The 23937-nt window shown below is 45.0% G+C and carries 21 protein-coding genes; 3 read left to right on the forward strand and 18 right to left on the reverse strand.

Annotated elements, in window-relative coordinates:
* From ACYQ2N_RS05355 to ACYQ2N_RS05365, 3 genes are all read left to right on the forward strand, one after another.
* On the forward strand, positions 1-1271 hold a 1271-nt coding region (locus ACYQ2N_RS05355), incomplete at its 5' end, for a tyrosine-type recombinase/integrase (protein ID WP_459998005.1).
* Positions 1264-2235 carry a tyrosine-type recombinase/integrase gene (locus ACYQ2N_RS05360; RefSeq protein WP_459997749.1) on the forward strand — a complete coding sequence of 324 codons (972 nt, stop codon included), beginning with the start codon at positions 1264-1266 and terminating at the stop codon, positions 2233-2235. The genes ACYQ2N_RS05355 and ACYQ2N_RS05360, both read left to right, overlap by 8 nt.
* The gene (locus ACYQ2N_RS05365) at positions 2216-3265 is read left to right on the forward strand and encodes a tyrosine-type recombinase/integrase (protein ID WP_459997748.1); all 1050 of its coding nucleotides are present in this window, start codon (positions 2216-2218) and stop codon (positions 3263-3265) included. Before ACYQ2N_RS05360 ends, ACYQ2N_RS05365 begins: the two co-directional genes overlap by 20 nt.
* A 41-nt stretch (positions 3266-3306) precedes the next feature.
* Here the strand turns inward: ACYQ2N_RS05365 and ACYQ2N_RS05370 are convergent, their stop codons facing one another.
* From ACYQ2N_RS05370 to ACYQ2N_RS05455, 18 genes are all read right to left on the reverse strand, one after another.
* Positions 3307-4107 carry a tyrosine-type recombinase/integrase gene (locus ACYQ2N_RS05370; protein WP_459998006.1) on the reverse strand — a complete coding sequence of 267 codons (801 nt, stop codon included), beginning with the start codon at positions 4105-4107 and terminating at the stop codon, positions 3307-3309.
* Entirely contained in the window at positions 4104-5342 is a 1239-nt protein-coding gene (locus ACYQ2N_RS05375) for a site-specific integrase (RefSeq protein WP_459998007.1), read from the reverse strand. Before ACYQ2N_RS05375 ends, ACYQ2N_RS05370 begins: the two co-directional genes overlap by 4 nt.
* 540 nt (positions 5343-5882) lie before the next feature.
* Complete coding sequence (cas2, locus tag ACYQ2N_RS05380) at positions 5883-6173, reverse strand: CRISPR-associated endonuclease Cas2 (RefSeq protein ID WP_459998009.1); 291 nt, start codon at positions 6171-6173, stop codon at positions 5883-5885.
* Positions 6174-6188: 15 nt separating this feature from the next.
* Entirely contained in the window at positions 6189-7220 is a 1032-nt protein-coding gene (gene cas1c, locus ACYQ2N_RS05385; RefSeq protein WP_459998011.1) for a type I-C CRISPR-associated endonuclease Cas1c, read from the reverse strand.
* Positions 7221-7225: 5 nt separating this feature from the next.
* Positions 7226-7900 (reverse strand): CRISPR-associated protein Cas4, encoded by a 675-nt coding sequence (gene cas4 / locus ACYQ2N_RS05390; protein ID WP_459998012.1) that lies wholly within the window; start codon positions 7898-7900, stop codon positions 7226-7228.
* Positions 7897-8769, reverse strand: coding sequence for a type I-C CRISPR-associated protein Cas7/Csd2 (gene cas7c, locus ACYQ2N_RS05395; RefSeq protein WP_459998013.1), 873 nt, complete (start codon positions 8767-8769; stop codon positions 7897-7899). Before cas7c ends, cas4 begins: the two co-directional genes overlap by 4 nt.
* Positions 8769-10562 (reverse strand): type I-C CRISPR-associated protein Cas8c/Csd1, encoded by a 1794-nt coding sequence (gene cas8c, locus ACYQ2N_RS05400; RefSeq protein ID WP_459998014.1) that lies wholly within the window; start codon positions 10560-10562, stop codon positions 8769-8771. Before cas8c ends, cas7c begins: the two co-directional genes overlap by 1 nt.
* On the reverse strand, positions 10559-11224 hold the full coding sequence (gene cas5c, locus ACYQ2N_RS05405; RefSeq protein ID WP_459998015.1) for a type I-C CRISPR-associated protein Cas5c: 666 nt from the start codon (positions 11222-11224) through the stop codon (positions 10559-10561). Before cas5c ends, cas8c begins: the two co-directional genes overlap by 4 nt.
* A gap of 18 nt (positions 11225-11242) precedes the next feature.
* Positions 11243-13450, reverse strand: a complete 2208-nt coding sequence (cas3, locus tag ACYQ2N_RS05410; RefSeq protein ID WP_459998017.1) for a CRISPR-associated helicase Cas3' — start codon at positions 13448-13450, stop codon at positions 11243-11245.
* 178 nt (positions 13451-13628) lie between these two features.
* Entirely contained in the window at positions 13629-16289 is a 2661-nt protein-coding gene (locus tag ACYQ2N_RS05415) for a phosphoenolpyruvate synthase (RefSeq protein WP_459998018.1), read from the reverse strand.
* Positions 16290-16467: 178 nt separating this feature from the next.
* The gene (locus tag ACYQ2N_RS05420; RefSeq protein ID WP_459998019.1) at positions 16468-16986 is read right to left on the reverse strand and encodes a ribonuclease toxin HepT-like protein; all 519 of its coding nucleotides are present in this window, start codon (positions 16984-16986) and stop codon (positions 16468-16470) included.
* Complete coding sequence (locus ACYQ2N_RS05425; protein WP_459998021.1) at positions 16983-17333, reverse strand: nucleotidyltransferase family protein; 351 nt, start codon at positions 17331-17333, stop codon at positions 16983-16985. Before ACYQ2N_RS05425 ends, ACYQ2N_RS05420 begins: the two co-directional genes overlap by 4 nt.
* A 313-nt stretch (positions 17334-17646) precedes the next feature.
* Positions 17647-18405 (reverse strand): alpha/beta fold hydrolase, encoded by a 759-nt coding sequence (locus ACYQ2N_RS05430; RefSeq protein WP_460000476.1) that lies wholly within the window; start codon positions 18403-18405, stop codon positions 17647-17649.
* 5 nt (positions 18406-18410) lie between these two features.
* Positions 18411-19601 (reverse strand): thiolase family protein, encoded by a 1191-nt coding sequence (locus ACYQ2N_RS05435; protein WP_459998022.1) that lies wholly within the window; start codon positions 19599-19601, stop codon positions 18411-18413.
* A gap of 64 nt (positions 19602-19665) precedes the next feature.
* Entirely contained in the window at positions 19666-20442 is a 777-nt protein-coding gene (locus ACYQ2N_RS05440) for an enoyl-CoA hydratase-related protein (protein WP_459998024.1), read from the reverse strand.
* Between the two features lie 11 nt (positions 20443-20453).
* Positions 20454-21311 carry a 3-hydroxyacyl-CoA dehydrogenase gene (locus ACYQ2N_RS05445; protein ID WP_459998025.1) on the reverse strand — a complete coding sequence of 286 codons (858 nt, stop codon included), beginning with the start codon at positions 21309-21311 and terminating at the stop codon, positions 20454-20456.
* 29 nt (positions 21312-21340) lie between these two features.
* Positions 21341-22495, reverse strand: a complete 1155-nt coding sequence (locus ACYQ2N_RS05450; RefSeq protein ID WP_459998026.1) for an acyl-CoA dehydrogenase family protein — start codon at positions 22493-22495, stop codon at positions 21341-21343.
* A gap of 31 nt (positions 22496-22526) precedes the next feature.
* Complete coding sequence (locus ACYQ2N_RS05455) at positions 22527-23714, reverse strand: CaiB/BaiF CoA transferase family protein (RefSeq protein WP_459998027.1); 1188 nt, start codon at positions 23712-23714, stop codon at positions 22527-22529.
* Positions 23715-23937 lie beyond the last annotated feature (223 nt).

The following is a 23937-nucleotide window of genomic DNA, read 5'->3' on the forward strand; positions in this document are numbered from 1 at the left end:
TGCTCTTCTTATCAAATGAACAGGAGGTCATACAAATGAATGCACAAAACCTACAGGATAATTATCCCAAACTCATTTCCTACATGGAAAACAATGGCTACTCAAAAACATACGTTGATAGGTTCAAACGGGAGATTACAAAAATTCTGGTGCTTGCAGATTCAGAGGATTGGTCCTGCTATACGGATGTATATCTGGAGTATACAAAAACATCTCATTCTCCTGATTATCTCCGTGATAAGCGGACTATCATAGGAGCCATTGAACAGTTTGATGTCCATAGCAGATTCCCAGATGGTAGACGCAGACATGAGCTTTTCAAAAGAGGTGCTTATCCGTTGTTGTCACCAGAGTTCAAATCAGTCATTGACTATTACTGTGAAGCAGAAAAGAAACGTGGCAAGAAAGTTACCACCATTTATACAGAATCTCATAATACATCCACATTTTTCTTATCCCTCCAGCAAAAAGGAATAGATAGCCTGGTTAAAATTACAGAAGAAGCCGTGCTTTCCATATTTATGTCTCCTGATGAAACACTGCTAAGGAGCTGTTCTTACAAGAAAAACATTACTGCCGTATTGAAGGCGTGTATCCCCTATTATCCAGAAGCTTGTCATCGGATTTTGGCTTTTCTTCCTGCCTTAAGGGAAACTAGAAAAAATATACAGTATCTAACATCAGAAGAAATCCAGAAGGTTAAGGAAGCACTAGCTAATGGTGAAAATCTCCTTACGCTCTGTGATAAAGCTATCGGGATGCTTGCACTTTACACAGGACTGCGTGGCTGCGATATTGCAGGAATGACACTTGACTCCATTGACTGGGGCAGGGATTTAATCTATATCAGACAGCAGAAAACGGAGTTTCCTCTTGAACTTCCTTTAACAGCAGTTGTCGGTAATGCCATTTATGACTATCTGACTTCTGAGCGTCCCCACACAGAAAGCAGGTATCTTTTTGTTTCACAAAATAAACCATACGATAGATTGAAAAGCAGAAGCATTGGCAACGTGGCAGTCCGGATCATGATAGCTGCAGGCATCCGTCAGTCCAAAGGCGACCGGAAAGGATTCCATATCTTCCGCCATCACCTTGCTACAGCCCTTTTGGGAAACGGAGTCCCTCAGCCTGTCATCAGCAGGACACTTGGTCACACTTCGCCAGATTCCCTTGAGGCATATCTAAGTGCAGATTTTCTGCATCTGAAGGAATGCTCTATCAACATAGAGCATTTTCCTGTGTCAGAGGAGGTGTTCTCTCATGAATAAGTTCACTTCTTTTCTTGCACCGCTCATGCAGGCATATGTTTCCTACCAGAAAGCATCCGGACATTGGAATGAAGCTTCTTATGAACCAAACCTCTTCCTGTTTGACCGGTACTGCAAGAAACAGTATCCGGAAGCTGCTCTTCTGTCCCAGGGAATGGTGGATGGATGGTGCCATAAACGCGACACGGAAACCAACAATTCATGCAGATCAAGAACCTATGTTGTTGCCAGTTTTATACAATATTTGAGAAAGCGCGGAAAAACAGACGTTATGGAGCCTGATATTCCAAGGAAAGAGCGACTCACGTATATTCCCCATTCTTTTACAGATGCTGAACTGGAAAATTTTTTCCGTGCTTGTGACAGTCTGCCTTCCGTATCGCGCACTCCCGAACAGCTTTACAGGAAGATAACCATTCCTGTATTCTTCCGTCTTCTTTACAGTAGTGGAATACGAACCAATGAGGCAAGAATGCTGAGGGTTGAGGATGTCGACTTGTGCCATGGGATTCTGGACATCCATTATTCCAAAGGGCATGACCAGCATTATGTAGTGCTGCACGATTCCATGCTTGAACTTTTGAAAAAATATGATGCAGCAATACGGAAGCAGTACCCTCACAGGGCTTATTTTTTTCCTGCAAGGAGAAACTCTTTCCATAAAAGGAAATGGATACAGACAAATTTCCGGGAATTGTGGAATAAATATAACAGCTCTCATGCTACTGCATATGAGCTCAGACACCATTATGCCATAGAAAACATTAACCACTGGACAGATGAAGGCTTTGGATTTGACGCAAAGCTGCTTTATCTCAGCAAAAGCATGGGACACAGCACACTGGAAAGCACAAAGTATTACTATTCCCTTGTCCCAGGACTGGCTGACATTCTGGAAGAAAAAACAGGAATGGATTTCGAAAGCATTGTGCCGGAGGTGGATTATGAAGAAAGCGACGAATGAATCCGTCATAATCGCACGCCATATCAATGCCTTTTTGAGTGAATATGTCCCTTCCCAGAAGAGCCGCAGCAGCCAAACATTGAAATCCTATCAGTATGCGCTGGCATTATACATCGGTTTTCTGGAGACAGAAAAAGGAATCCGTGCAGAAAGCCTGTGTGGTGGATGTTTCAGCAGGACAATAATCGAGGAATGGCTGCAATGGCTAATGGAACAGCGTGGCTGCAGCCCAGAAACCTGTAATAACCGGCTGGCATCCTTAAGGACGTTCCTAAAATACCTGGGGAGTAGAGAAATCTCCCTGTTGTACCTTTCTGAGGATGCAACAAGAATTCCACGGAAAAAGGAATTACGCCAAAAAGTAAAAGGGATGAGCAAAAAAGCAGTACAGGTATTGTTATCAGTTCCGGATTTATCTACAAAAGCAGGGCGAAGGGATCTGGCACTTATGATTATCATATACAGCACTGCCGCCAGAATTGATGAAATCCTGTCTTTAAAAACAGGACAGCTGCATTTGGATGCGGAAAAACCGAATGTCACCATCATTGGTAAGGGAAGCAAAATCAGGACCCTGTATCTTCTACCTAAGGCAGTTGCACATTTAAAGAAATATCTGAAAGAATTCCATGGTGATAATCCGCATCCAGAAGCTTATGTTTTTTATTCAAGGAATACTGGGTCACATGGGAAAATGAGTCAGACTGCAGTAAACAAGCAACTGAAAAAACATGCCAGAGTAGCACATGAAATGTGTAATGAAGTACCACTGGATCTTCATGCTCATCAGCTGAGGCATGCCAAGGCCTCCCACTGGTTGGATGACGGCATGAATATCGTACAGATTTCCTTTCTGTTAGGACATGAACAGCTCCAGACAACAATGGTATATATTGACATTACCTTAGAGCAAGAATTAAAAGCCCTTGCAACACTTGAAGATGAGAACGACAAAAAGGTATCAAAGAAATGGAAAAATGTAAAAGGTGGACTGGCAGAATTCTGTGGTGTTAAGTTAATGAAAAAGTAAAGAAAAATATCCAAACCTTTTTTCATAAAAATCCTTAAATATCAGGCATATTTGAAAAAGGTTTGGATTTTATTTAAGTTTGGATAACGAAGGTCGTGAACCCTTGGCCCGGCAGACGTATGCGGAATGTCTGCCATAAGCAGATAATCTCGAAAACGACGGTAAACGGCACTTTTATCTGTTCTGTTTCCAGTCATACTAGGAAACAAGAAGGAGTCGTCCTTATTGAACCTGTGGTATGTATCCAGCAGAAGCTGTATCCGTTTGGTCAGACTCTGTGCAATAGGGACAAGCCGATCTTTGTTATTCTTGGCATGACGTATGACGAGAACATTTTTCTCAATGTCGATGTCCTTAAGCTGCAGGTTTAGTGTTTCTGAGACTCGCAAACCACTTCCATACAGAAGACGGAACAGTATCGGATCAAGCACGTTGCGGTTGTTGGTTCCTTCCAAGGGGTAGGAATCGACTGCCATAAAGAACTTATGCAATTGCTTTTTTGTAAATATATAAGGAATATGAGAACTCCTCTTCTGGGAGGCGGATTTAATTATGGGTATATGAACTAAATGTCCGTGCCTGCTTAGGAATTCAGCAAAATTCCTCATAAGGATTTCCTTTTTGTAATGAGTACACGGCTTTTCAAATTCACCATAGATGTAGCGGTCTAGCATCGGCTTTGTCAGATTAATTCCGCTGTAGCCGTTGTAATAGTAATAAGCATCGAATCGTTCCAATTCTCTAGTCTGTTTCTTGTATATGAAGTTAGTCATCTTTTTCTCTTGGATGAATGTACAGAGAAGGCCCTTCATGTCACTTTTCCACTCATAGATTTTTTTCATAGGTCCACCTCATCAGGATCAAGGGCACATCGGCGAAGGCCTACAAGATCAATCTTTAAATAGATGCTCGTTGTATTTATGTTCTGGTGCCCAAGAGTCTCGGAAATAACAGGAAGCGTTGCATTGCTTTCCAGCATCTTCTTGGCCAGCGTGCTTCGTAACGAATGTAGTCCGCAGTGGACATCAAGAGGTATATCCAGCCCAGCCTTGACCATGTAGCGATGCAATTCTCTATGAAAACTTTCGTTCTCACCAAATGCGTCGAATGGCGCCCTATGGCGAACAAATACCCTATCACTTGGTGTCTGAGGACGTCCGTTCTTTAGGTAATCAATGATCGCCCAGCCAATATCCTCAAGAAGAGGAAGCTCAATCGGCCGCTTCGTTTTTTGCATACTGATGCTTATGGTCTTCCGGTTCCAGTTGAGGCTAGAAAGCCTCAATCCACGAAGGTCGCTGACACGCAATCCGAGCCGGACAACAATCAGCAGAATGGCATAATCCCGTTTCCCTTTTGGGTCTGCCCGATCAACTGCCCCTAGCAGTTTCTTAACATCTTCGGTGTTCCATGAATAAGGAATAAAAGCGTTGCGCATCGTCCGAACTCTAGGAAGAGATTTGGAGAGGTCTTCCTTTGTAAATCGCTGCTGATACAGGAAGAAGAGGTAATTACGCATAACATACAGGATAGTGCTTACATATTTAGGTTTTGCAGTGCTGTAATTTCCCAGAAATTTTGTGACTACAGAAGGAGTAATATCTAAGGAGCTCTTAATATTTTCGTCATTAAGGAAATAAAGAAACTTATGTAAGATATTATTATTGCTCACGATGGTTGAGCTGGCGTAATAACGTTCTTCATAGGAGTCCTGGAAAAGAAGATATTCTTCGTTAAAACATTCTGGACACTGAAAGTCGGAAATCTTTGACCGCATGTAGAAGGATATGTTCCCGGTCTTTATGAATACGAGAAGGTTCTGGACCGGCTTCATAAATATATTGGTCTTCCTGTCACCTCGTCCATAAAAACCGTCCATAGATGTTCCGGTACGGTTATGCACATACTCAAGGCCGACTTCTTCATTCAAGGTTGCGTAATTATTGGATTGCATGAACCTGAGAAGGCCATTGTATACACCCCGATGAACCTTGAGAGTGGTTAACGCATACCCCTGCTTTTCCTGAAGTAAAAGCACTTGATCCATAATTTGTTTCAAATCGAGTAGTTCATCCAAAATAATCATCCTTTCTTTTTCTAGTTAGGATGATTATGAAGTATTATGGTGAGTGATCCAATAAAAAAAGACCTACAATTGGTCAAATCATAGCAACACTCCCCATAATCTGAGGCTCTACATAATGCCGGAGATCGTGTTTCAATCCACGCACCCGCACGGGGTGCGACGGGGCGTGAGAAGTTGCTTGAGTTGTTGAGCGTCGTTTCAATCCACGCACCCGCACGGGGTGCGACTTACAAACGAAGGCAGAAGGAACAGACGTACAAAGTTTCAATCCACGCACCCGCACGGGGTGCGACGAACTACAGGCAGCGCTGCTTAACTTCTTAAGCGGTTTCAATCCACGCACCCGCACGGGGTGCGACAGTGACAGCAAAAAAACAGGCAATATCAATAGCTAGGGATCTAATTATCGCGAACCCAATCTATTGACGACAGAAGGTCTTTCGTAAAACTTACCTTTTGGACAAGAATCCATCTTTTAAGCTGCTTGCGATACCCCTAGCAAACCATGTTCACATCGGGTTCGCACTTATTCTAAACAATTATCACTCCTTCCGGATCAAATGTCGTTTTTGCCCCTACATGTTCTACTCTTTTCTTCCAGTTACTGCCTAGGAAATAATATCTCAAACTGTCCACCTCTACATCTATTATCCCCTCCAACTTATTTTTTAGCTGGGCAAACTGCGTAGGGTCAACGAGACATTCGAAAACGGAATTTTGTACCCTTTGCCCGTAATTAACACATTGCTTAGCAACCTGCCGAAGCCTCCTTTTACCAGTTTCTGATGTGGTACTAACGTCATATGTGATCAATACCATCATTGCCAACTCACCTCCCTATTTCCAAACAAAAGGCGGATAATCGTCCATATCACCTCTTAAATATCTGGAAAGCAACAAAGCTTGGGCATATGGTAATAACCCAACGGTGATTTTCTCATTTAAAAAAGGATGGGTTGTTTCTTCTCTCTTTCTTGTTTGCCAAGCCTCTAAAACTGTTTTTCTTGCCTTTTCCTTTAAGATCACACCACCTGACTCCTTCTTGACAAAGTCATCAGCTGTAACCTGTCGACGGTTAATAAGACTAAGAACAAGTCTATCTACTAAATAGGGCCGGAATTCTTCCATTAAATCCAATGCCAGACTAAGTCTGCCTGGACGATCACGATGCAAAAAACCAACATATGGATCCAGGCCCACCGTTTCGAGGGCACTTCTTGTTTCATTTGCTAATAAGGTATATAAAAAAGAAAGTAAGGCATTTAAATTGTCCATTGGGGGCCTTCGGCTTCGTTCTTTCATAAAAAAATAATCTTTCTGGTTTAGCACCATGTCGTCAAACACTGAGAAATAATCTCGTGCAGTTTCTCCCTCTATACCTCTGATTTCATCCATCGATGAAGCCCTGCTGACTCTAACGATATTGCGAGCTAAATCTTTATTGATCGGCCCAATCCTATCAAAACTATACTTGTCTCCATGATCACTGATAAAACGCCTCAGAACCGTTCTACAGTTAGCTATTTTACCAATGATAAAGCGCGAAGCTAATTTTGTGCAATCATTGGGTGAATCCGCCATTCTGTATTGCTTGCGCCTTAATAGTACGTTGCCCTTAATCGGTCCGGAAACACTTGCAAGAAATTTTCCATGTTCATTAAGAAATGTAAGTGAAACTCCCCTTTCTGCACATAAACCTAATAAAGCGGGACTGCCCCCTGTATAGCCGAAAGTTACTATTCCTTCCAGATAATGAATCGGAGTGCGGAAGACCTCTTTATCCTGTACCTTAACCACCAAGTTTTCCCCGTCTTTTGCTAAATATGCTTCAGGAGTTGTTACATATAGAACATTCAACATTTTCTTCATAAGGGTTAATCTCCCGCTTCCTGTTGCGCTTCCTCAACCAGATGCTTGAGGTAACGATCAGCCACATTCCTTTTCTTACCAAGTTCCGGTACGCATATGTTTTCCAAGGAGCAGTTCCTACATTTTGACTGTTTCATAACGGTAGGGGTTATTCCTTTTTCAAATAGGTCGTGCATTCTTTCTGCAAGCTCTCTAACCCTTGTTCTCAATGTTTCGTCAAGATCAACTTTCTGCCTGTGCCTTGTTTCACCATAAAATAAATAACTGCAGTCGATTTTTACCCCTAACATCTCCTCAATACACATAGCCTGGGCACATAACTGAACTTCATCCCTGTCATCTGCTTTTGGTTTACCCCTTTTATACTCGACAATACTTATTATCGTGGAGGCGATGTCTCCCGAATCCTGCCAGTACTCGATTGCGTCAGCTACTCCATACAAGCCTAGGCTTCTCGATACTAAAGGAACAGAACGCACAATCCTAATGTTATTTCTGGTTTCCGAAAAGTATGGGTCATCCACTCTCTCATGCATTTGTTTGCCTTCTACGGTTCGCACGTTTTCTTCCCACTGTTTTTCTATATGGATTAATGCCCACTGCCTCTCGCAGAAAGCAAAATGCTGTATTCCTGATAAGGCCAATAAATCTTCGTCATCATAAAATATGGAATTCGTCATTTTTCTATTATGTTCACTCCAACTGGCAATTGGGAGCGGTCTAAATTGATTTCATAGTCATTAAAACTGCGGGCTGGGCGCAGAGGTTCTTTCCTGGAAACTTGCAATAGGTCTAACAGTTTATATGCTGGGGCATTACCCAACGCAGACTCGTGTTGAAACACAACTAATTTACGAGTAGCCATTTTACCCCTAGCAGCGGAATGATCATGGTCAAACATATTGACTAAGGCCTCCCACAGCAGTTCAAGATCAGCGCCGGAAAAGCCAGTCTTCCCTGCCAAATGGGCGGACACATATCCTTCTACCCTATAAAGTGCATAAGGAACAATATGCTTGCGGCCCATCTCCCGGTCTTTCTTCTCGGCATCTTTTTCTGAGGTAACAGCCATTCTGGTAATCGTTACCTCCTGTTGCACAATTGGATCGATACTCCTGGCGAAATTAAGCTGGACTGGGCCACGAACTTGGCCGCAGTTAACTTCAGTAGTCATAACTGCCCCAAACGCCCTGATATCGAAAAAATGATGACACATAAACCCAGTAACTTTCTTAGCATCCTCTTCATCTTTAGGCAGTTTTTTATCCTTAGTGTTGGGCTCGATCCCTACAGCTGCATAGGCCTTGCGATGCTGGGTATTTAGTACAGCTCCCTCACGGACATAAATGTCGTATCCTTCAGATTCTCCTTTTACAATATCAACATAATTTCTGATCTTACGTTTTAAGGATACGTCTGTCACCAGTCCAAGACCAGTCTCGGCATCAATTCGCGGCATGTTTCCAGCGTCCGGATCGCCATTGGGATTACCGTTTTCCACTTCAAATAAGAGAACAAATTCATACCTATTTTTGATAGACTCAGCCATTAATTATCCCTCTTTTCTTCTTTTTTCGTAAAGAGTGCCTGGCGTTGATGATAATAACCGAGGACAAAGAGCCCCTGTTCATCCAGGTTCAGATGTGCTGGAAAGGTTTGAATGGAGTTAATTACTTCTTCAATTCGTTTATCCGTTGAACGACCGTATTCGGCCTTAGCTATATGATGTTGAGCTAATCTGAGTAAAATAGGAAAAACAGAACCAGGAGTAGCAGATGCCGCACCAAAAAACCTGTCCTTAATCGTAGCATTCAAGCCTGGAGTGGCATCTTGTTGAGCTTTTTCCAGAAGGGCAAATAATCGTCCCAGCCTGTAGGCTACATTTGTACTCTCACTATCTAAAGCCATATTAATTCTCACCTCATCCCTTCCATTATTCCGTTGCTTTCTTACTAAATAGGCCTTAACCATAGCCGCCCGCACATAATTAATTTTGTAATCAGCCTTGATGCGTACGATTATTGAGTTATATAAAACTTCCGGGTAGGGAGCGCCTGTTAAGATTGAGCGCATCAACACCCCGCCTAAGAGCGGTGGGATCCTTTTAGAGTCTCCCAAAGGAGCAGTTTCCTTCAAAATCATGCTGATGGGTATAAAATTCGGTTCGTTTTGATAACTCTTCATTATAGCCATATCACTGTAATGCTGACCGATTTTGTCCAAGAACTTCCCGTATTCATCAACATGCCAGAACCTAACCGCAAGTCGGCTGGCATTGGGAGCCAATCCTAAAATGTAGAAGTTTACGCCTTGGTCAACACCTGTCAACCCTTCACGAATCGGTGCCCCTATTCGTATTCTGCTTAAGACATCATGCAGGAGTTGTACTGTACGCGGATCCCTAGTCCTTTGCCATGTGTTACTTTCTTCTCCATTATTTTCTGCTTGTTCATTAGGGAAGAACAAAGCCTGTATCAAGTCTTCCTCGACCCCATCATTCGAACGTTCTGCCCAAAACACCATGGACGTATCTCCAATACGTATACGGTGTTTCTGGCTACCTAATAGATAGTTAATAGCAGTTGTATAGCCAAAAGCAGCACTTTCACTAATTGGTGCATTATAACTTTGGCTCTTGCCATAAGACGTAAAAGCATTAAGATTAAACGAAACCAAGGAAGCACCGCTTGATTGTGCCCCCGTTACTCCTTTGATGTTAGGATGCAGTCGTGCTATAGGCGACTTCTTGCCCGTAACTAAACATTGGCTAATGACTTCGGACTCGTGGCTTGAACGAAAGTAATCCCAAGCTTCCATGATAGCGGGCCGTTCGTGAAGATAACCCTCTTTTCCTTCCAACCTAAATACAAGGTTTCCCCCTTTAGATAAGTCCCCTAAAACTTCCTCTACTTTAGGATGGTTAGGTGCTCTGGCAATATCCCAGTTATGCAAGAAAGTTAATAAAGCTTCTGCCCCCTCATCGCGTATTCCACTCAATACCTCTTCATGAAGATTAACAAAAGCCTCAAATGCTTCTGTTCTCCGTTTGGGTTTATCTTTTTTTCCCTCTTGTTGAAGGCACAGCACATATGTACAGTTGTCACACATGAAATTAGCCGCTACCCCAGAAGCACGTTTTATCTGTTCAGGCACGTTCATTTCTCTTGCAACAAGTTTTTTGTCTCTTTCCACTTGTAAATCTACAAAATTAAGTAAATCACCCTTCGAAGAAAGGATTATAGCATAAGAAACTCTAACCCTGCTGTATCCGGGCCTGCTAACCCCGGAATCCTCATCTTCGAGCAGCCTTTCGTAGTATTGGTATAAAGCATGAATAATCACCCAGGTATCCCCCCTTCCTCCATGCGGGGTATTTCAATTGCTCCATCTTTCATCACAGCCTTGAAAAACCTTGGATTCATATTATCCTTAAAATCAATATCTAAAAGCATCCATCCCAGATCCTTTTCACCTTGATGCAGTGAATGCGGAAATGGCTCGTCTTCTTCCAGTAAACGGAACTTAGCAGGAAACTCTCGGCATCCAAGGTAAGGTTGGTGATAACACTGCCCCTGTCGCGCGCGCCGAAGCACAATATTATAATGCTTTTCAGAGGTATCACCAGGTCCAACCTTGTCCGTGAGTTCAAAATGTGCCTCTATAACATACGCGACATCCCTTAATAGGAGGGTTGCCCTTTGCTGCCTGTCATCTGCCGCATACTGGCAGAGTATGACAGGCTCACCTTTCATAGCCTTTTTAACATTTCCTGCCGGTATCTTACTTCCTACTTCATTACGGCGCAAATTGTCAAAGCGAATATTATTTAAGACATGTATTTTGTCTACTGTCCATTTAATTGCGGGTTTCCAGTGAACAGCTTCAAGAATTCCTCTGGCAGCAGAGGGTGTCATCACATCATAACTAACCCTTTCTACCTTCATTTCCGGCCTGGTAAAGCAAGCATAATCCCCCCATACTAATAGGCGAATACCGTAACCCATTTCAAAATCCCTCCTTTCCTAAATGATTAAAGTATCTCTAAGAAACATACTGTCGGTACAGGGCAAAAGTCCTGTTGCAGTGTTGTAGTTCGCTTTGTATCTTTCCTCACTCAAAGCGAAAAAGCAGCCCGCAATATCTTCGAGTATACCGTACCGGAGCATGTCCTTAAATTCAACATCATAGACCTGCACTGTATAGCGCTGCAACTTCCTAGCGTATTGGCGGGGGAACTTACTCCACTTGGCTTCCTCTAGCAACTTTCTACACTCATCATCCCAAGGTATTATTACTGCGTTTGTACTTTCATCAATGAGCTTAAACTTGTCCGCGATAAACCGAAAAGGAAATCTCAATCCCTTTTCTTGTTCTTTGATTTGAGCCATGATTCTCTCTTTGTCCAGATTTTCATCCTCAATATCATAAAGCAGAGTAAAATACTCCTTAACTTGTTCTAAGCTTAAAGGATCCTGCGCTTTACTAAAAATGCTTTCGCCAATCGATGCTGTTCTACTAAGCCAGCCTGCCGGTAAACCATGTTTCTCCGGCCTAAAAACACACACTTCTCCCTTGTCTCTCGTACCTTCTCTGTTGCACCTCCCGGCCGCCTGGGCAACCGAGTCAGTCCCTGCTATACTGCGGTAAACAACTGGAAAATCCACGTCAACCCCAGCCTCAATCAACTGTGTGGAAACTACCCTGCAGGTATCTCCACTCTTTAATCGTGTCCTCACAGTCTGCAATATTTCCGATCTGTGAGCAGGACACATGCGCGTACTTAAATGAAAAGTTCCTTCCTCCTGTATTTTTTCGAAGATTATGCGGGCATGTTTTTTAGAGTTGACTATGCACAAGACCTGCTCGTACATTAACAATTTATCGGCGAGCGAATCATCTGACAGTTCTCCTAAATTATTAACCCGCACCCGCTGCAACGCTTGATATAACCCCTCGGGGTCATCAATTATCTCAAACGTTTCAATATCGAAAGGCAGAAATTTTCCGATGGCCGGCTGAGTAGCGGTACATAAAACCACCGTAGTATTATAATTTGTCACTAGCTCAACCAACGCATTAAGGCACGGTCGTAAGAAACCTGTGGGAGTCATTTGCGCTTCATCTATGATCACTACACTGTTTGCAACATTATGTAGTTTCCGGCACCTTGAGCTTTTTGATGCAAACAAGGACTCAAAGAACTGCACGCTAGTCGTAACAATAACAGGCATATCCCAGTTCTCCGCCGCCAGTTTCAATTTTTCTTCCATCGAGGAATTATTCTCTGCTTGCTCATCCTGCACAATATCGGAATATGAGAAATTGCTGTGATGCTCCAGCACTTTATCATCACCAAATATGTCTCTGAATACTGCTGCATTCTGTTCAATTATGCTCGTGTACGGGATAACATATATCACTCTATCCATGTTGAAGGTTACAGCATGTTTCAGGGCAAAAGCCATCGAAGAAAGGGTTTTCCCGCCTCCCGTTGGTACTGTGAGAGTAAAAAATCCTGGCCTTAAAATCGCCTTGGTCTTGCAGTTGGCTAAAACCTGCTCCCTGTACCCTTTAATCTGCGTTCGAAAAGTTCTAACACTAAGATCTTCCAAAAACGAATCAAGAACTTGCTTCATTTCGCTAAGCAAAACTCTATTCCCACGCAAATATGATTTGTCCGGGTTCAATCCTCTTTCCGTATCAAGGAAATCAGCATCCACTAGCGCCGAGTAAAGGAAGCGGATAAAGAACTGAACACTAAACCCATAGCCCATAGGCGCTTTTTTGATAGGAAAAGCGAGTTCTTCAGGTGTTGGGAGTACAATTTCCTGTTCAAAGGCGCTGTAATTTGGCAGAGAACCTTTATTTAACCTTCCTTCCAGCGAAGATTCATCAGCTTTACTGCCCCAGTCAGGGAGACCTGCATGGTGACCGGAAATTACATAGGCTAATATTTTACCAAAAACTTTGTAATATTTGTCTGCCTCTACCGCTCCGGCTGTGGAATGATCTACTTTGTTTTTAGCTCCATGAAGACGTTGTTGAAACGCATCTGAATATTTGCCAACGTCATGAAGAAGCCCAGCCACATAACCTATCTTCGCAGCCTTGAACTTTTCTGCGAAATGTGCAGCTAGGACTGCGGTATCTTCTAAATGTCGTTTTAATAGGTGCCACTGGCTTTTGTCTTTTTGACTGTCTGAATGAGCGTAATATTCCAAATTATTCATCACCGCTTACTACAAACATTTCTCCCTTTACCATTTTCTCCATTTATCGCCTTTTTCCTTCGTGCCTAGAAAAAAAATTAGGAGCATTGTACGCTCCTGTATAAAAATCTATATCAAAATGTTAGTTTAATATATTAGTTATACCGACCTCAAACGACAGAGGAAGTGACGAAGTACTTTATTCACCTATCTCCGGTTCAAGGAGGGTGACGATGCCCTGAGTGCCATCCACCCGAATCTTCTGGCCATCCTTTATCATACGGGTTGCATGCTCAACCCCTACCACAGCCGGAATGCCATATTCTCTGGCCACGACCGAACCGTGGGTCATGAGACCGCCAACCTCCGTCACCAGACCGGCCGCAAGCGGAAACAACGGTGTCCAGGCCGGATCAGTGTACGATGCCACCAGAATATCTCCCTTATCCATTCTCGCATCTTCCAGCTTCAGAATGACCCGGGCTCGGCCCTCGACGCTTCCGGCTGATACCGGACTCCCGGCTAGCGCGCCTGGAGGCACATGAACTCCCGGTTTGGCGGAAATGATTTCCCCTTCGCTGGTGAGGGCGCGGGGAGGTGTCAGCAACACATCGTGCTGGAACTTTTCCCGACGCCTGGCGATAACACTGCGGTCTAAGCGTTGCGTTGCGATCAATGCTTTGATTTCCGTTAGCGACAACCAATAGATGTCTTCCGGATGACTCAGAATGCCGGCCGTGACCAGTGGCGCGGCCTCCTGCAATAGTGCCTGCTTGATCAAATCTAAATGCTGCACCATTAAATATTTGGGACTTTCCCGCAGCCCAATCAAGGAACGGTGAACCTTAATCAGTCGCTGCATGAGCCTTGCTTTGAAAAATCCCCAGGGTGTTTGCCGCAGACGCTCAAGCAGCCTGGCGGCTGCCTGTTCAGCTTCCTCTTTGCCGGCCAGGAAATCAAGGCGGTGCTGTCCGGGGCGGGTATTTTTGATATGGCTCAGAATGGCTGGTAGCCACTGGCTCGGAGCCTCGCGCCACCGCGGTCTGGTCACGTCGATTTCCCCGGTTCCCCGCATACCATAGCGTTCCATGAACGTCTGGAAAAGAGGAGTAACCTTTTCTCCACTAGGAACAGACTTTAAACCCTCCCAAAAGGTTGCGTCAGCCGCCTGAGCGAGGTATTCGATGACGGCCGGATGTTCGCGCACGGCATCGGCCAAATCCCCCAGTGCCAATCCCATTTCCGTGGTCACATTACCCGGCGGCGATTTACTGATGCGGCCCAACTCGGTCGTGTCACTCAGCCACTTTTGGGACAGGCTCGCAATGAGTTTATAAGTCATAATCGCGGGCGCCAAATATTGGATGATCCTTGAAAAAACCGTAGGCATCAGGGTGGACAATATGTTCTGAATCTGTGTAATTCTGGCCGCACCGGATACTTCCTGGAGTTTTTCCCGATTTTCTTGGACCAGGCCACTGATGAACCGGTTCATCTCATCCATAGCCCCATCATGGTTGCGGTACAGGACATTTCTGAGGATAGCCAAAGCTTTCGGGAAGACCCTTTGAGCCTGAGTGAACTTTATCTTCTTTTCAGAATGTCTTTCCGCCTGGAATCCCGCGCTCTCACTGAACTCCTGCACCGCCTTGCCGAGCAATTCATCAACATTGCGCGCGATTGCGGGCAGCCGTTCCCTCACCTGTGGATATTCCAGCAACGGAGTAATGTCAAAATACAATCGTCCACCGGCTTCCAGCAGGAATTTGCTCTCGGCTGGCGGCGAAGCTTTGCCGACAGGGGCTAAAGTCCTGAGTACCGATATCCCCAGGGGTTTCATGGCCTCAGTCATCATTTGCGGATGACCGAAGGATAAGAAAAGATGAAGTTTGTCATCGGAGACTGGGGGAACTGGGTAGAGGGTCGTAATCGGTCGGCTCTGCAAAATGAACAGTTCCTTGTCAGCAAGACACCACTCAATATCCTGAGGGCTGCCGAAGTGTTCTTCAATGCTGCGTCCCATGCGGGCCAGCTCAAGCGCCTGCTTCTCCGTTAAAGCCGGGGTTGTTTGCATCTCTTCCCTAATTTCCGCTTGGGCTGTGCCGCCTTCAGGTTTAGCATAAATAGCAAGCGCTTTCCGGGCGATTTGTTTTTTGATCAATCGATCGGATCTTACCTGGTATAAATCGGCGGAAACAATACCGGATACCAACGCTTCACCCAGCCCAAAACTGGCGTCAATGGAGACGATCTTGCGGTTGCCTGTCACCGGATCGGCAGTAAACATAATTCCCGCTACTTGAGGAAAGACCATGTGCTGCACTACCACCGACAGAAAGACCGAACGATGGTCAAAACTATTTTGGACACGGTAGACGATGGAGCGGTCGGTAAACAAGGAAGCCCAGCAGTTGCGGACAGCCTGCAGCAATTGTTCGGAGCCTTGGACATTCAAGTAGGTTTCCTGCTGGCCGGCAAAGGAAGCCGTCGGCAAATCTTCGGCGGTGGCACTGGAGCGGACAGCGTATTTCTGGTCGGCCCCGGATTTTCGCCAAGCATCGAGGATCGCAGCTTTAACCGGTTCTGGTATGGCAAGGGAGTGTAAATGATCCCGAATTCGTTTTCCCAGGTTGCTGATGGCGTTTAATTGGTTCGGCTGCAAGGTATCCAGCAAATCCAACAGCTCAGCCATCTCTTGGCTTGTCTGAATAAAAGTGCGATAGGCCCAGGTCGTAACACAAAAGCCCTGGGGCACCGGAAAACCGGCCTGCGTCATTTCACCCAGATTGGCACCTTTTCCGCCCACAATGAGCATTTGGGATTTGTCAATTTCATTGAAATACAAGACGTATTTCTTCATATGCGAACCCTCCATTTGAATGTTAGCATTCAATGAAAAAAGCTCCCCTGCATTGTAATCGTAAGGCTGGGCTTTGCGATTTTCTTCCCCTTATCCAAATGAAAAATCCCCCTCTTACCTAAATACTCCCATTTTATCCAAGTAGAGGTGGATATGGACATCAAAAAGATTAGATAAATTAGTGACCATTAATATCCTTGATCAGACCTTCCACAAACTTAATATAATTTTCAATCTGATCGTTAAGGCTGCCTCTTAATGACTCTGTCTTAGATGCTAAGGTTTCTACCTTACGCCAGCGCAACTCTGCCCCATACGCATGCCGGAACATGTGCCTAAACCTTCGAAACTCATCCAACTCATCCCAAAGATCCTTCGTGATGATAGCGGGGCGAACATCCGGTATCTCTAGTGTCATCGAACGTAACAGCTCCCGATGATAATCTCCACCGAGAGGCTGCCCACCGTCAAAAGCCTTTGAAATCCGTTCTAAAATTGCCTCTATACCGGTATAAAAATGGTGTAAGTAAGCAGCAACGGCCATCACATCCGAGCCACGAACCGGTCCCTGGTCTTTCTCTAACTTTTGCACCAACTCCATGATGGAATCAACCTGCGCCTGGCAGGACTCCCAATCAGATCGGATATTAGCAATAAGAGTTTTATAGCTGGCGGCCCGCTTTTCGGCAGCGGTCATAGGATCACCCCATCTCTTTCAATGTTAGAGCGCAGAGATTCCCGGGCAAATTCAAGCTGCACGATATCCACCTTAATCGGGTCAGCTATACTCTCCGCAATTCCGTAGGCTTTGAGGTAATGCTCTTCGGGGAGTCCTTTTACTGCCAAATCAATATCCGAATCAAGTTCGAACTGTCCAGTAGCCAGCGAACCGAACAGCACGACTTCCACGCCAGGGAATTCTTTACGCAGGGCCATTGCAATTTGTTCCGCCTTAGCCTGAGCAACTCTCAACCGCTCCTGCGTCCTTGCTTCTTCCTCCGCTATTCTCTTTAAGTGCCCTGCTAAATACGGAGACGTCCCCACGATCAGCCCTCCCTTGTTCCAATAATTTCCTTAAGCTTAGAATAGCATGGAATTGGGGATAATTCAATGACTAATAATACTGCGGGTATTTGCCAGTAACTTGAAGTAAATGGCAACTCCGGCGTTTTATTCTTGTGTTCTCGCTTAATTCTAATAAATGTATGGTTCACGGTTAAGTGCTTCGGAGGATTGAAAGCACTCTACGGTCTTTTATCAAATCAAAATATCTTTGGCCGTTTTATCCCCGCCTAGCCGATAAGCCCCTGCCACCATCGCGAGTTTAAATATATAAGGAGTCGGAACAAACAGTGTTTTACCCCCGCAATTGAGCGAGAAAATCTACCAGCAGTCTATTAACTTGATCTGACCGTTCAGACATACATCGGTGTCCTGCACATTCAATAATTGTCAACTCGGAGTTATCTAACTGAGTATTAAGATACTCTGAGTATTTAACCGGAGTCATTTTGTCCTCAGATCCAACCACTATTAGACTGGGAATTTTAATCTTTCGAACATCTTCCATCCGGTTAAATGTATTGCACGCGTTAAAATCTGCCAGGTAAACCGCAGATGGAATATTGTCTATTTCCTGAAATGCTTCTTCCAACAAATCTGCCGGAGCTGAAGCGGAATAAAGATGCTTTGCATTGCGAAAAGGTTTTTGTCCCCTGGTCAGTGCTGCAAGAATATCAGGGTTCACTTTTAGGCGGGCACCGGTTCCAATTAATATCAGGCCTTTTGGCCGCTCTGGAAACTGCAGGGCAAACTCTAAAGCTATCGCCCCGCCCAGGGAATGTCCAGCAAGGACAAACTCGTCGAGGAATAATGACGACGCAAAATCAGCGACAAATCTGGCAAGATCGCCCACAGTACTGAGTAGCACTCCCCCCGACATCCCGTGTCCGGGCAAATCAACAGCTATAGTCCGGCAAACATTGTTTAGTGCTATCTGTTGGCGGAACCAATGCCGACTCGAACCGCCTGCTCCGTGAACAAAAACAACAGTTGGTTGCCCATTGCCCATTTGTTCATAAAATATATCTGTCCCTGCTACAGTAACATATGCCATGATAATCAAGTTAGATTTTCGACAATGGTCGAAATACCCATACCGCCACCGATACATAATGTCGCCAAGCCGTATTTCTTACCTCTACGCCGCAACTCATTGAGCAATTTAACTAAAATAATTGCCCCTGTGGCCCCTAGAGGATGTCCCAGGGCGATGGCCCCGCCGTTGACATTGGTTTTCGCAAGGTCCAACCCCAACTCTTTTACTACGGCCAAAGTCTGTGCTGCAAAAGCCTCATTAAGTTCAATCAAGTCAATCTGACCCAGACTGAGACCAGTCATTTTCAAAGCAGCCTGCGTAGAAGGTACCGGCCCGATCCCCATAATCTGTGGCGACACTCCTCTCGCCCCCATGCCGATTACCTTCGCAATGGGCTTAAGGCCAAATTCTTTTGCCTTCTCAGGGGTAGCAATGATCACAACAGCGGCGCCATCGTTACGGCCGCTTGAGTTCCCGGCAGTAACGCTTCCACCGTCCTTAAACACCGGCGGCAATTTGGCTAACTGGGCCAGGGTCGTCTCCCGCGGATGCTCATCTGTGTCAAACACGGTAACTCCTTTTTTTTGTTTCACTTCGTACGGAACTATTTCTTCCTTAAATAATCCATTCCGAATCGCGCGCAGAGCCCGCTCCTGGCTCATCAAGGCAAACTCATCTTGTTCCTGGCGGCTGATGTTATATTTTTCGGCCAAGTTTTCCGCCGTAAGTCCCATGGTTAAACGGCCATAGCGATCCTCCGGCTGACAACGTGGCTGGCTTTCAGTATTGGGGTCCAAAATTTCAGCGTTACCCATACGATAGCCATAGCGCGCATTTCTAAGGTAGTAGGGAGCAGTACTCATACTTTCTGCTCCACCGGCGATCACAACATCGGAATAACCGGACCAGATCGCTTGAACGGCGTTATTGACTGCCGTCAGACCGGACCCGCACTGCCGGTGTACAGTATAAGCGGGTACGTCTTCAGGCATGTTGGCCCGCAACAGAGCCAAACGGGCCAAGTTAGGGTTGTCGCTGCTTTGTTTGGTCTGACCGAGGATGACTTCATCCACAGCTTGATCCGGGATACCGCTGCGTTCGAGAACTTCCCGAATAACCCGAGCCGCCAGGAAATCAACCTCTACATCCTGCAAACTGCCCCCAACTCTGCCAACAGCTGTACGTACACCGGCCAAAATTACTGCTTCTTGCATTAATTTTTCCTCCTCTTACCCGGACTATGTCAGTGCCCTTCATTTATACAATTGTTTTTAAAAACTACCTACCTTTATATACGGGTGGCCTTTTCTCCAAGAATGCGCTCAGCCCTTCGATCCGATCTTCCGTAGCAAACAAGATTGTCTGAGCCAGTCTCTCAAGGATCAATCCCTGGTCAAGACTTGTATTGCTGCCCCAATCCAACACGGATTTGGCAACGCGAACCGCTAAGGGGCCTTTGTTCAGGATTTTGCGGGCCATTTCCTTGGCTGCATCGACAGCCTTACCGACAGGAACGACCTTATTGATTAAGCCTATGCGCCATGCTTCGGCTGCATCAATGGCCTCACCTGTTAGAATGAGTTCTTTGGCTTTTCCTATTCCGACCAAGCGCGTTAAACGCTGGGTACCGCCGGCCCCTGGCAAGATACCGAGGTTTAACTCGGGCTGACCCAGCTTGGCATTCTCAGAGGCTACCCTGAGATCGCAAGCCATTGCCAGTTCACAGCCGCCACCTAAAGCGAAACCGTTTATAGCAGCAATTGTTACCTTATCCACTGCAGCAAGCTTGCTCAAAACTGCCTGGTTTTCGTTATAAAAAGTCTCGATTAAACTCCTGTCTTTCAAAGCCGCTACATCCGCTCCTGCTACAAATGCTTTGTCTCCTGCGCCGGTAAAAATAATTATCCTTACTTTCTCATCTCTTTGCAGTTGCTCCGTGACTTGGGAAAGTTCCGCCCAAGTCTCACGATTTAAGGCATTTCTTACCTCAGGCCGATTAATTACAACGACACATATTTCGCCGTCATATTCTAACAGCAAATTCTTATAATCCATATTCAGCCACCTTATTCTCCAGTGTAATCATAGACGCCCTTACCAACTTTACGTCCCAATCTGCCGGCTTTCACATATTTAACCAGCAAAGGAGCGGGCCTGTATTTTTCGCCCAGAGTTTCGTACAAATACTGCTGGTTTTTTAATCTTACATCAAGCCCTACTAAATCTACGAGTTCGAAGGGACCCATTGGATGGTTTAGTCCCAATTTAAGAGCTTTGTCTATGTCCTCAGGCGTTCCTACGCCCTCTTGTAACATTAGGAAAGCTTCATTGCCGATCAGGCAATTAATGCGCGAAGTAACAAAGCCGGGGAATTCATTAATTTCTACAATCTCTTTGCCAATCTGCTTGCAAAATGCTGATGAAATATCATATGTCTCATCAGAAGTTTCCAAGGCACGGATGATCTCAACCAACTTCATCATGTGAACGGGATTAAAGAAGTGTAGCCCAATTACTTTATGCGACCGTTCAGTTGCCGAAGCAATCTCCGTAACACTCATGGTTGACGTATTAGTGGCCAAAATCGTATGTTCAGGACAAAACTTATCCAACTTAGCGAATATTAAAAGTTTAAGTTCCATAATCTCAGGAATAGCTTCAATTACGAGATCTACATCTTTAACTGCTTCCTCTAAATCGGTAATACAGCTGATCCGGGCTAGGGCAGCCTCTTTAGCTTCGGGTGTCAATTTTCCTCGTTCGATCCCTTTTTGCATATTGGCTCCGATCATACTAACCGATTTTTCAAGAAGTTCAGTGCTGATATCTTGCATATTTACTTGAAAACCACCCAGGGCACATACGTGTACAATACCCCGCCCCATGGTACCTGCTCCAATTACGGCTACTTTTTGAATACCCAAGGTTCTTCCATCTCCTTCTCTTAAGAGTGTTAAGCTAACTCGTATTCCTTCAACAACTGAGCAGCGATGATGTTTTTCTGGATCTCTGATGTTCCTTCGTAAATTTTAGTTATTCTGGCGTCTCGATAGTAGCGCTCAATTTGAAAATCTTTGATGTACCCCATTCCACCGAAAATCTGTAAGGCTTTATCTGCAACCCGGCAATAAGCTTCAGAAGCGAAATATTTAACTGTTGCCGCGTCTTTTATCACTTTCATGCCTTGATCAACCATCCAAGCAACGCGGTAAGTCAATGCTCTCGTGGCCTGTATATCAGTCTCTATTTCAGCCAGATGGTGTTGTATAGCCTGAAAAGATGCAATGGGTTTCCCGAACTGGATCCTTTGCTGAGCATATTTAGTGCTCAGTTCCAGCAGCTTTTGCATAGATCCCAAATTGCGGGCTGCAAGACCTGCGCGTCCGTTGGCCAGAATTTTTAAAGCGTTGACATAACCCTGACCCTCCTGGCCCAAAACATTTTCCGCAGGAACCTCACAATCTTCAAATATTACTTCTGCAGTATGGGAACCCCGCAGTCCCATCTTCCTTTCTACCGTACCAATTGAGAAACCAGGGAAGTCCTTTTCAACGATGAAAGAAGTAATCCCTTTAGCACCTTTTGACTTGTCCGTTGCCGCCATTACCGTAAAAACACTGGCTTCAGTGGCGTTGGTGATAAAGTGTTTGGTACCGTTAATAATGTATTTGTCTCCCTTGCGAAACGCAACGGTTCTTAGGTTTGACGCATCAGAACCAGCCTCCGGTTCGGTCAAGGCAAAAGCTCCGAAGCTGTTGCCAGCGGCCAAGTCGGGAAGATATTTTTTCTTTTGTTCTTCATTGCCCAGTTCGACGATTCCTACTGTACCTATGCCGTTATGGGCGCCAATAAAAGTGGTGAACCCGTTGGCAGTCCGGCCCAGTTGCTCGAAAATAAGGCACTTACCCAACATGCTTAGACCTGTTCCGCCGTATTCTTCCGGAATACTTAAACCAAACAGGCCCATATCTTTGGCAGTGTCAATAATTTCTTGAGGAATCCTGTCTTGTTCATCGATGGCTTGCCCCAGGGGATCGACTTCGTTGTCGACGAAATCTTTAATAGTTTTAACAATTAACGCCAAATCTTCATCAACAGTAAAATTCATTTTCTCTCTCCATCCCTTCTCCACACAATATCTAAATAACTCCTTTATTCATCAAGGCGGCAATTTCTTCAGCTGTATACCCCAAGCGGCTAAGCACTTCGTTATTGTTTTGGCCCAAGGTTGGCGGTGCCATCCTGATTGATCCGGGAGTCTCCGACAATTTTATCGGAATTCCCAGCATCTTGAGGGTACCAATCGTCGGGTGCTCAATTTCTTGAATCAGCTCTCGATGAATAACCTGTGGTTCAGCCAAAACTTCGGCAATATTATTGATCGGCCCCCCTGGGACACCGGCTTCCTTTAATCTCTTAGAAATATCTTCGGTAGTTTGGCTTCGCGTAAATTCTGTTATTAATCCGACTAATTCGTCCCTGTGTTTTACCCTGTTGGCATTTACGGCAAACTTGGGATGATCTCGCAAATTGTCTAAACCCAAAGCGTCACACATTTTAAGCCATAACCCATCATTGGGAACAGCAATAATGACGTAACCGTCTTTGGTTTCGAACACCTGATAAGGCACCAGGCTCGGGTGTCCAGAACCCAGGCGACCAGGAACCTTCCCGGTTGCCATAACATTCTGGGCCAGATATGTTTGTAAAGACACGATAGATTCAAGAAGAGAGGCTTCGACAAGCTGACCTTTGCCTGTTTTTTCTCTGACCCACAATGCAAGCAAGGTACCAATGCATGCGTACATACCAGTAGTTAGATCTACAATGGAAAAGCCTACTTTAACCGGGGGCCGGTCCGCTTCTCCTGTCACACTCATCAGACCACCAAAGGCTTGCATCACCAAGTCATACGCTGGCTCGTCTTTCAAAGGTCCAGTCCTGCCAAACCCGCTTACTGCGCAATAAATTAAACGTGGGTTAATCTCCTTAAGTACATCGTATCCCAGGCCCATTTTTTCCATGGTCCCAGTACGGAAGTTTTCGATTAACACATCTGCTTCCTTAACCAGTTCTTTTACAATTTGCTTTCCCTCTTCGGTTTTGAGGTTCAGAGTGATGCCTTTTTTGTTTTTATTAAGACTTAAGTAGTAACAGCTTTCTCCAGCCAAGCTTGGTGGCGTAAAACCCCGGGTCTCATCCCCTATTCCGGGCTGTTCTACTTTTAGTACATCTGCCCCCATATCCGCCAATAGCATACTACAATATGGGCCTGCCAGTGTTCTAGCTAACTCTAATACCTTAATGCCGGCTAACGGGCCTGACATAACCTTCTCCCCCTTACTGCTAACAACTATCTGCTTAATAAGAAAAGCGAAACTATTTGGAAAGGCCAGCGATTGCCAATAAGATATGGACTTCTAAATGCGAGCATGATCGTAATAAATTACTCATAGTGTTCCGCATACGGAACTATATACCCCTTATGGAACCATCGTATACCACTTTAGCCTTTAAGTCAATACTTTTTTGAAAAGTCCAAAAGCTCTA

It is taken from the genome of Paradesulfitobacterium aromaticivorans (genome assembly GCF_054657415.1).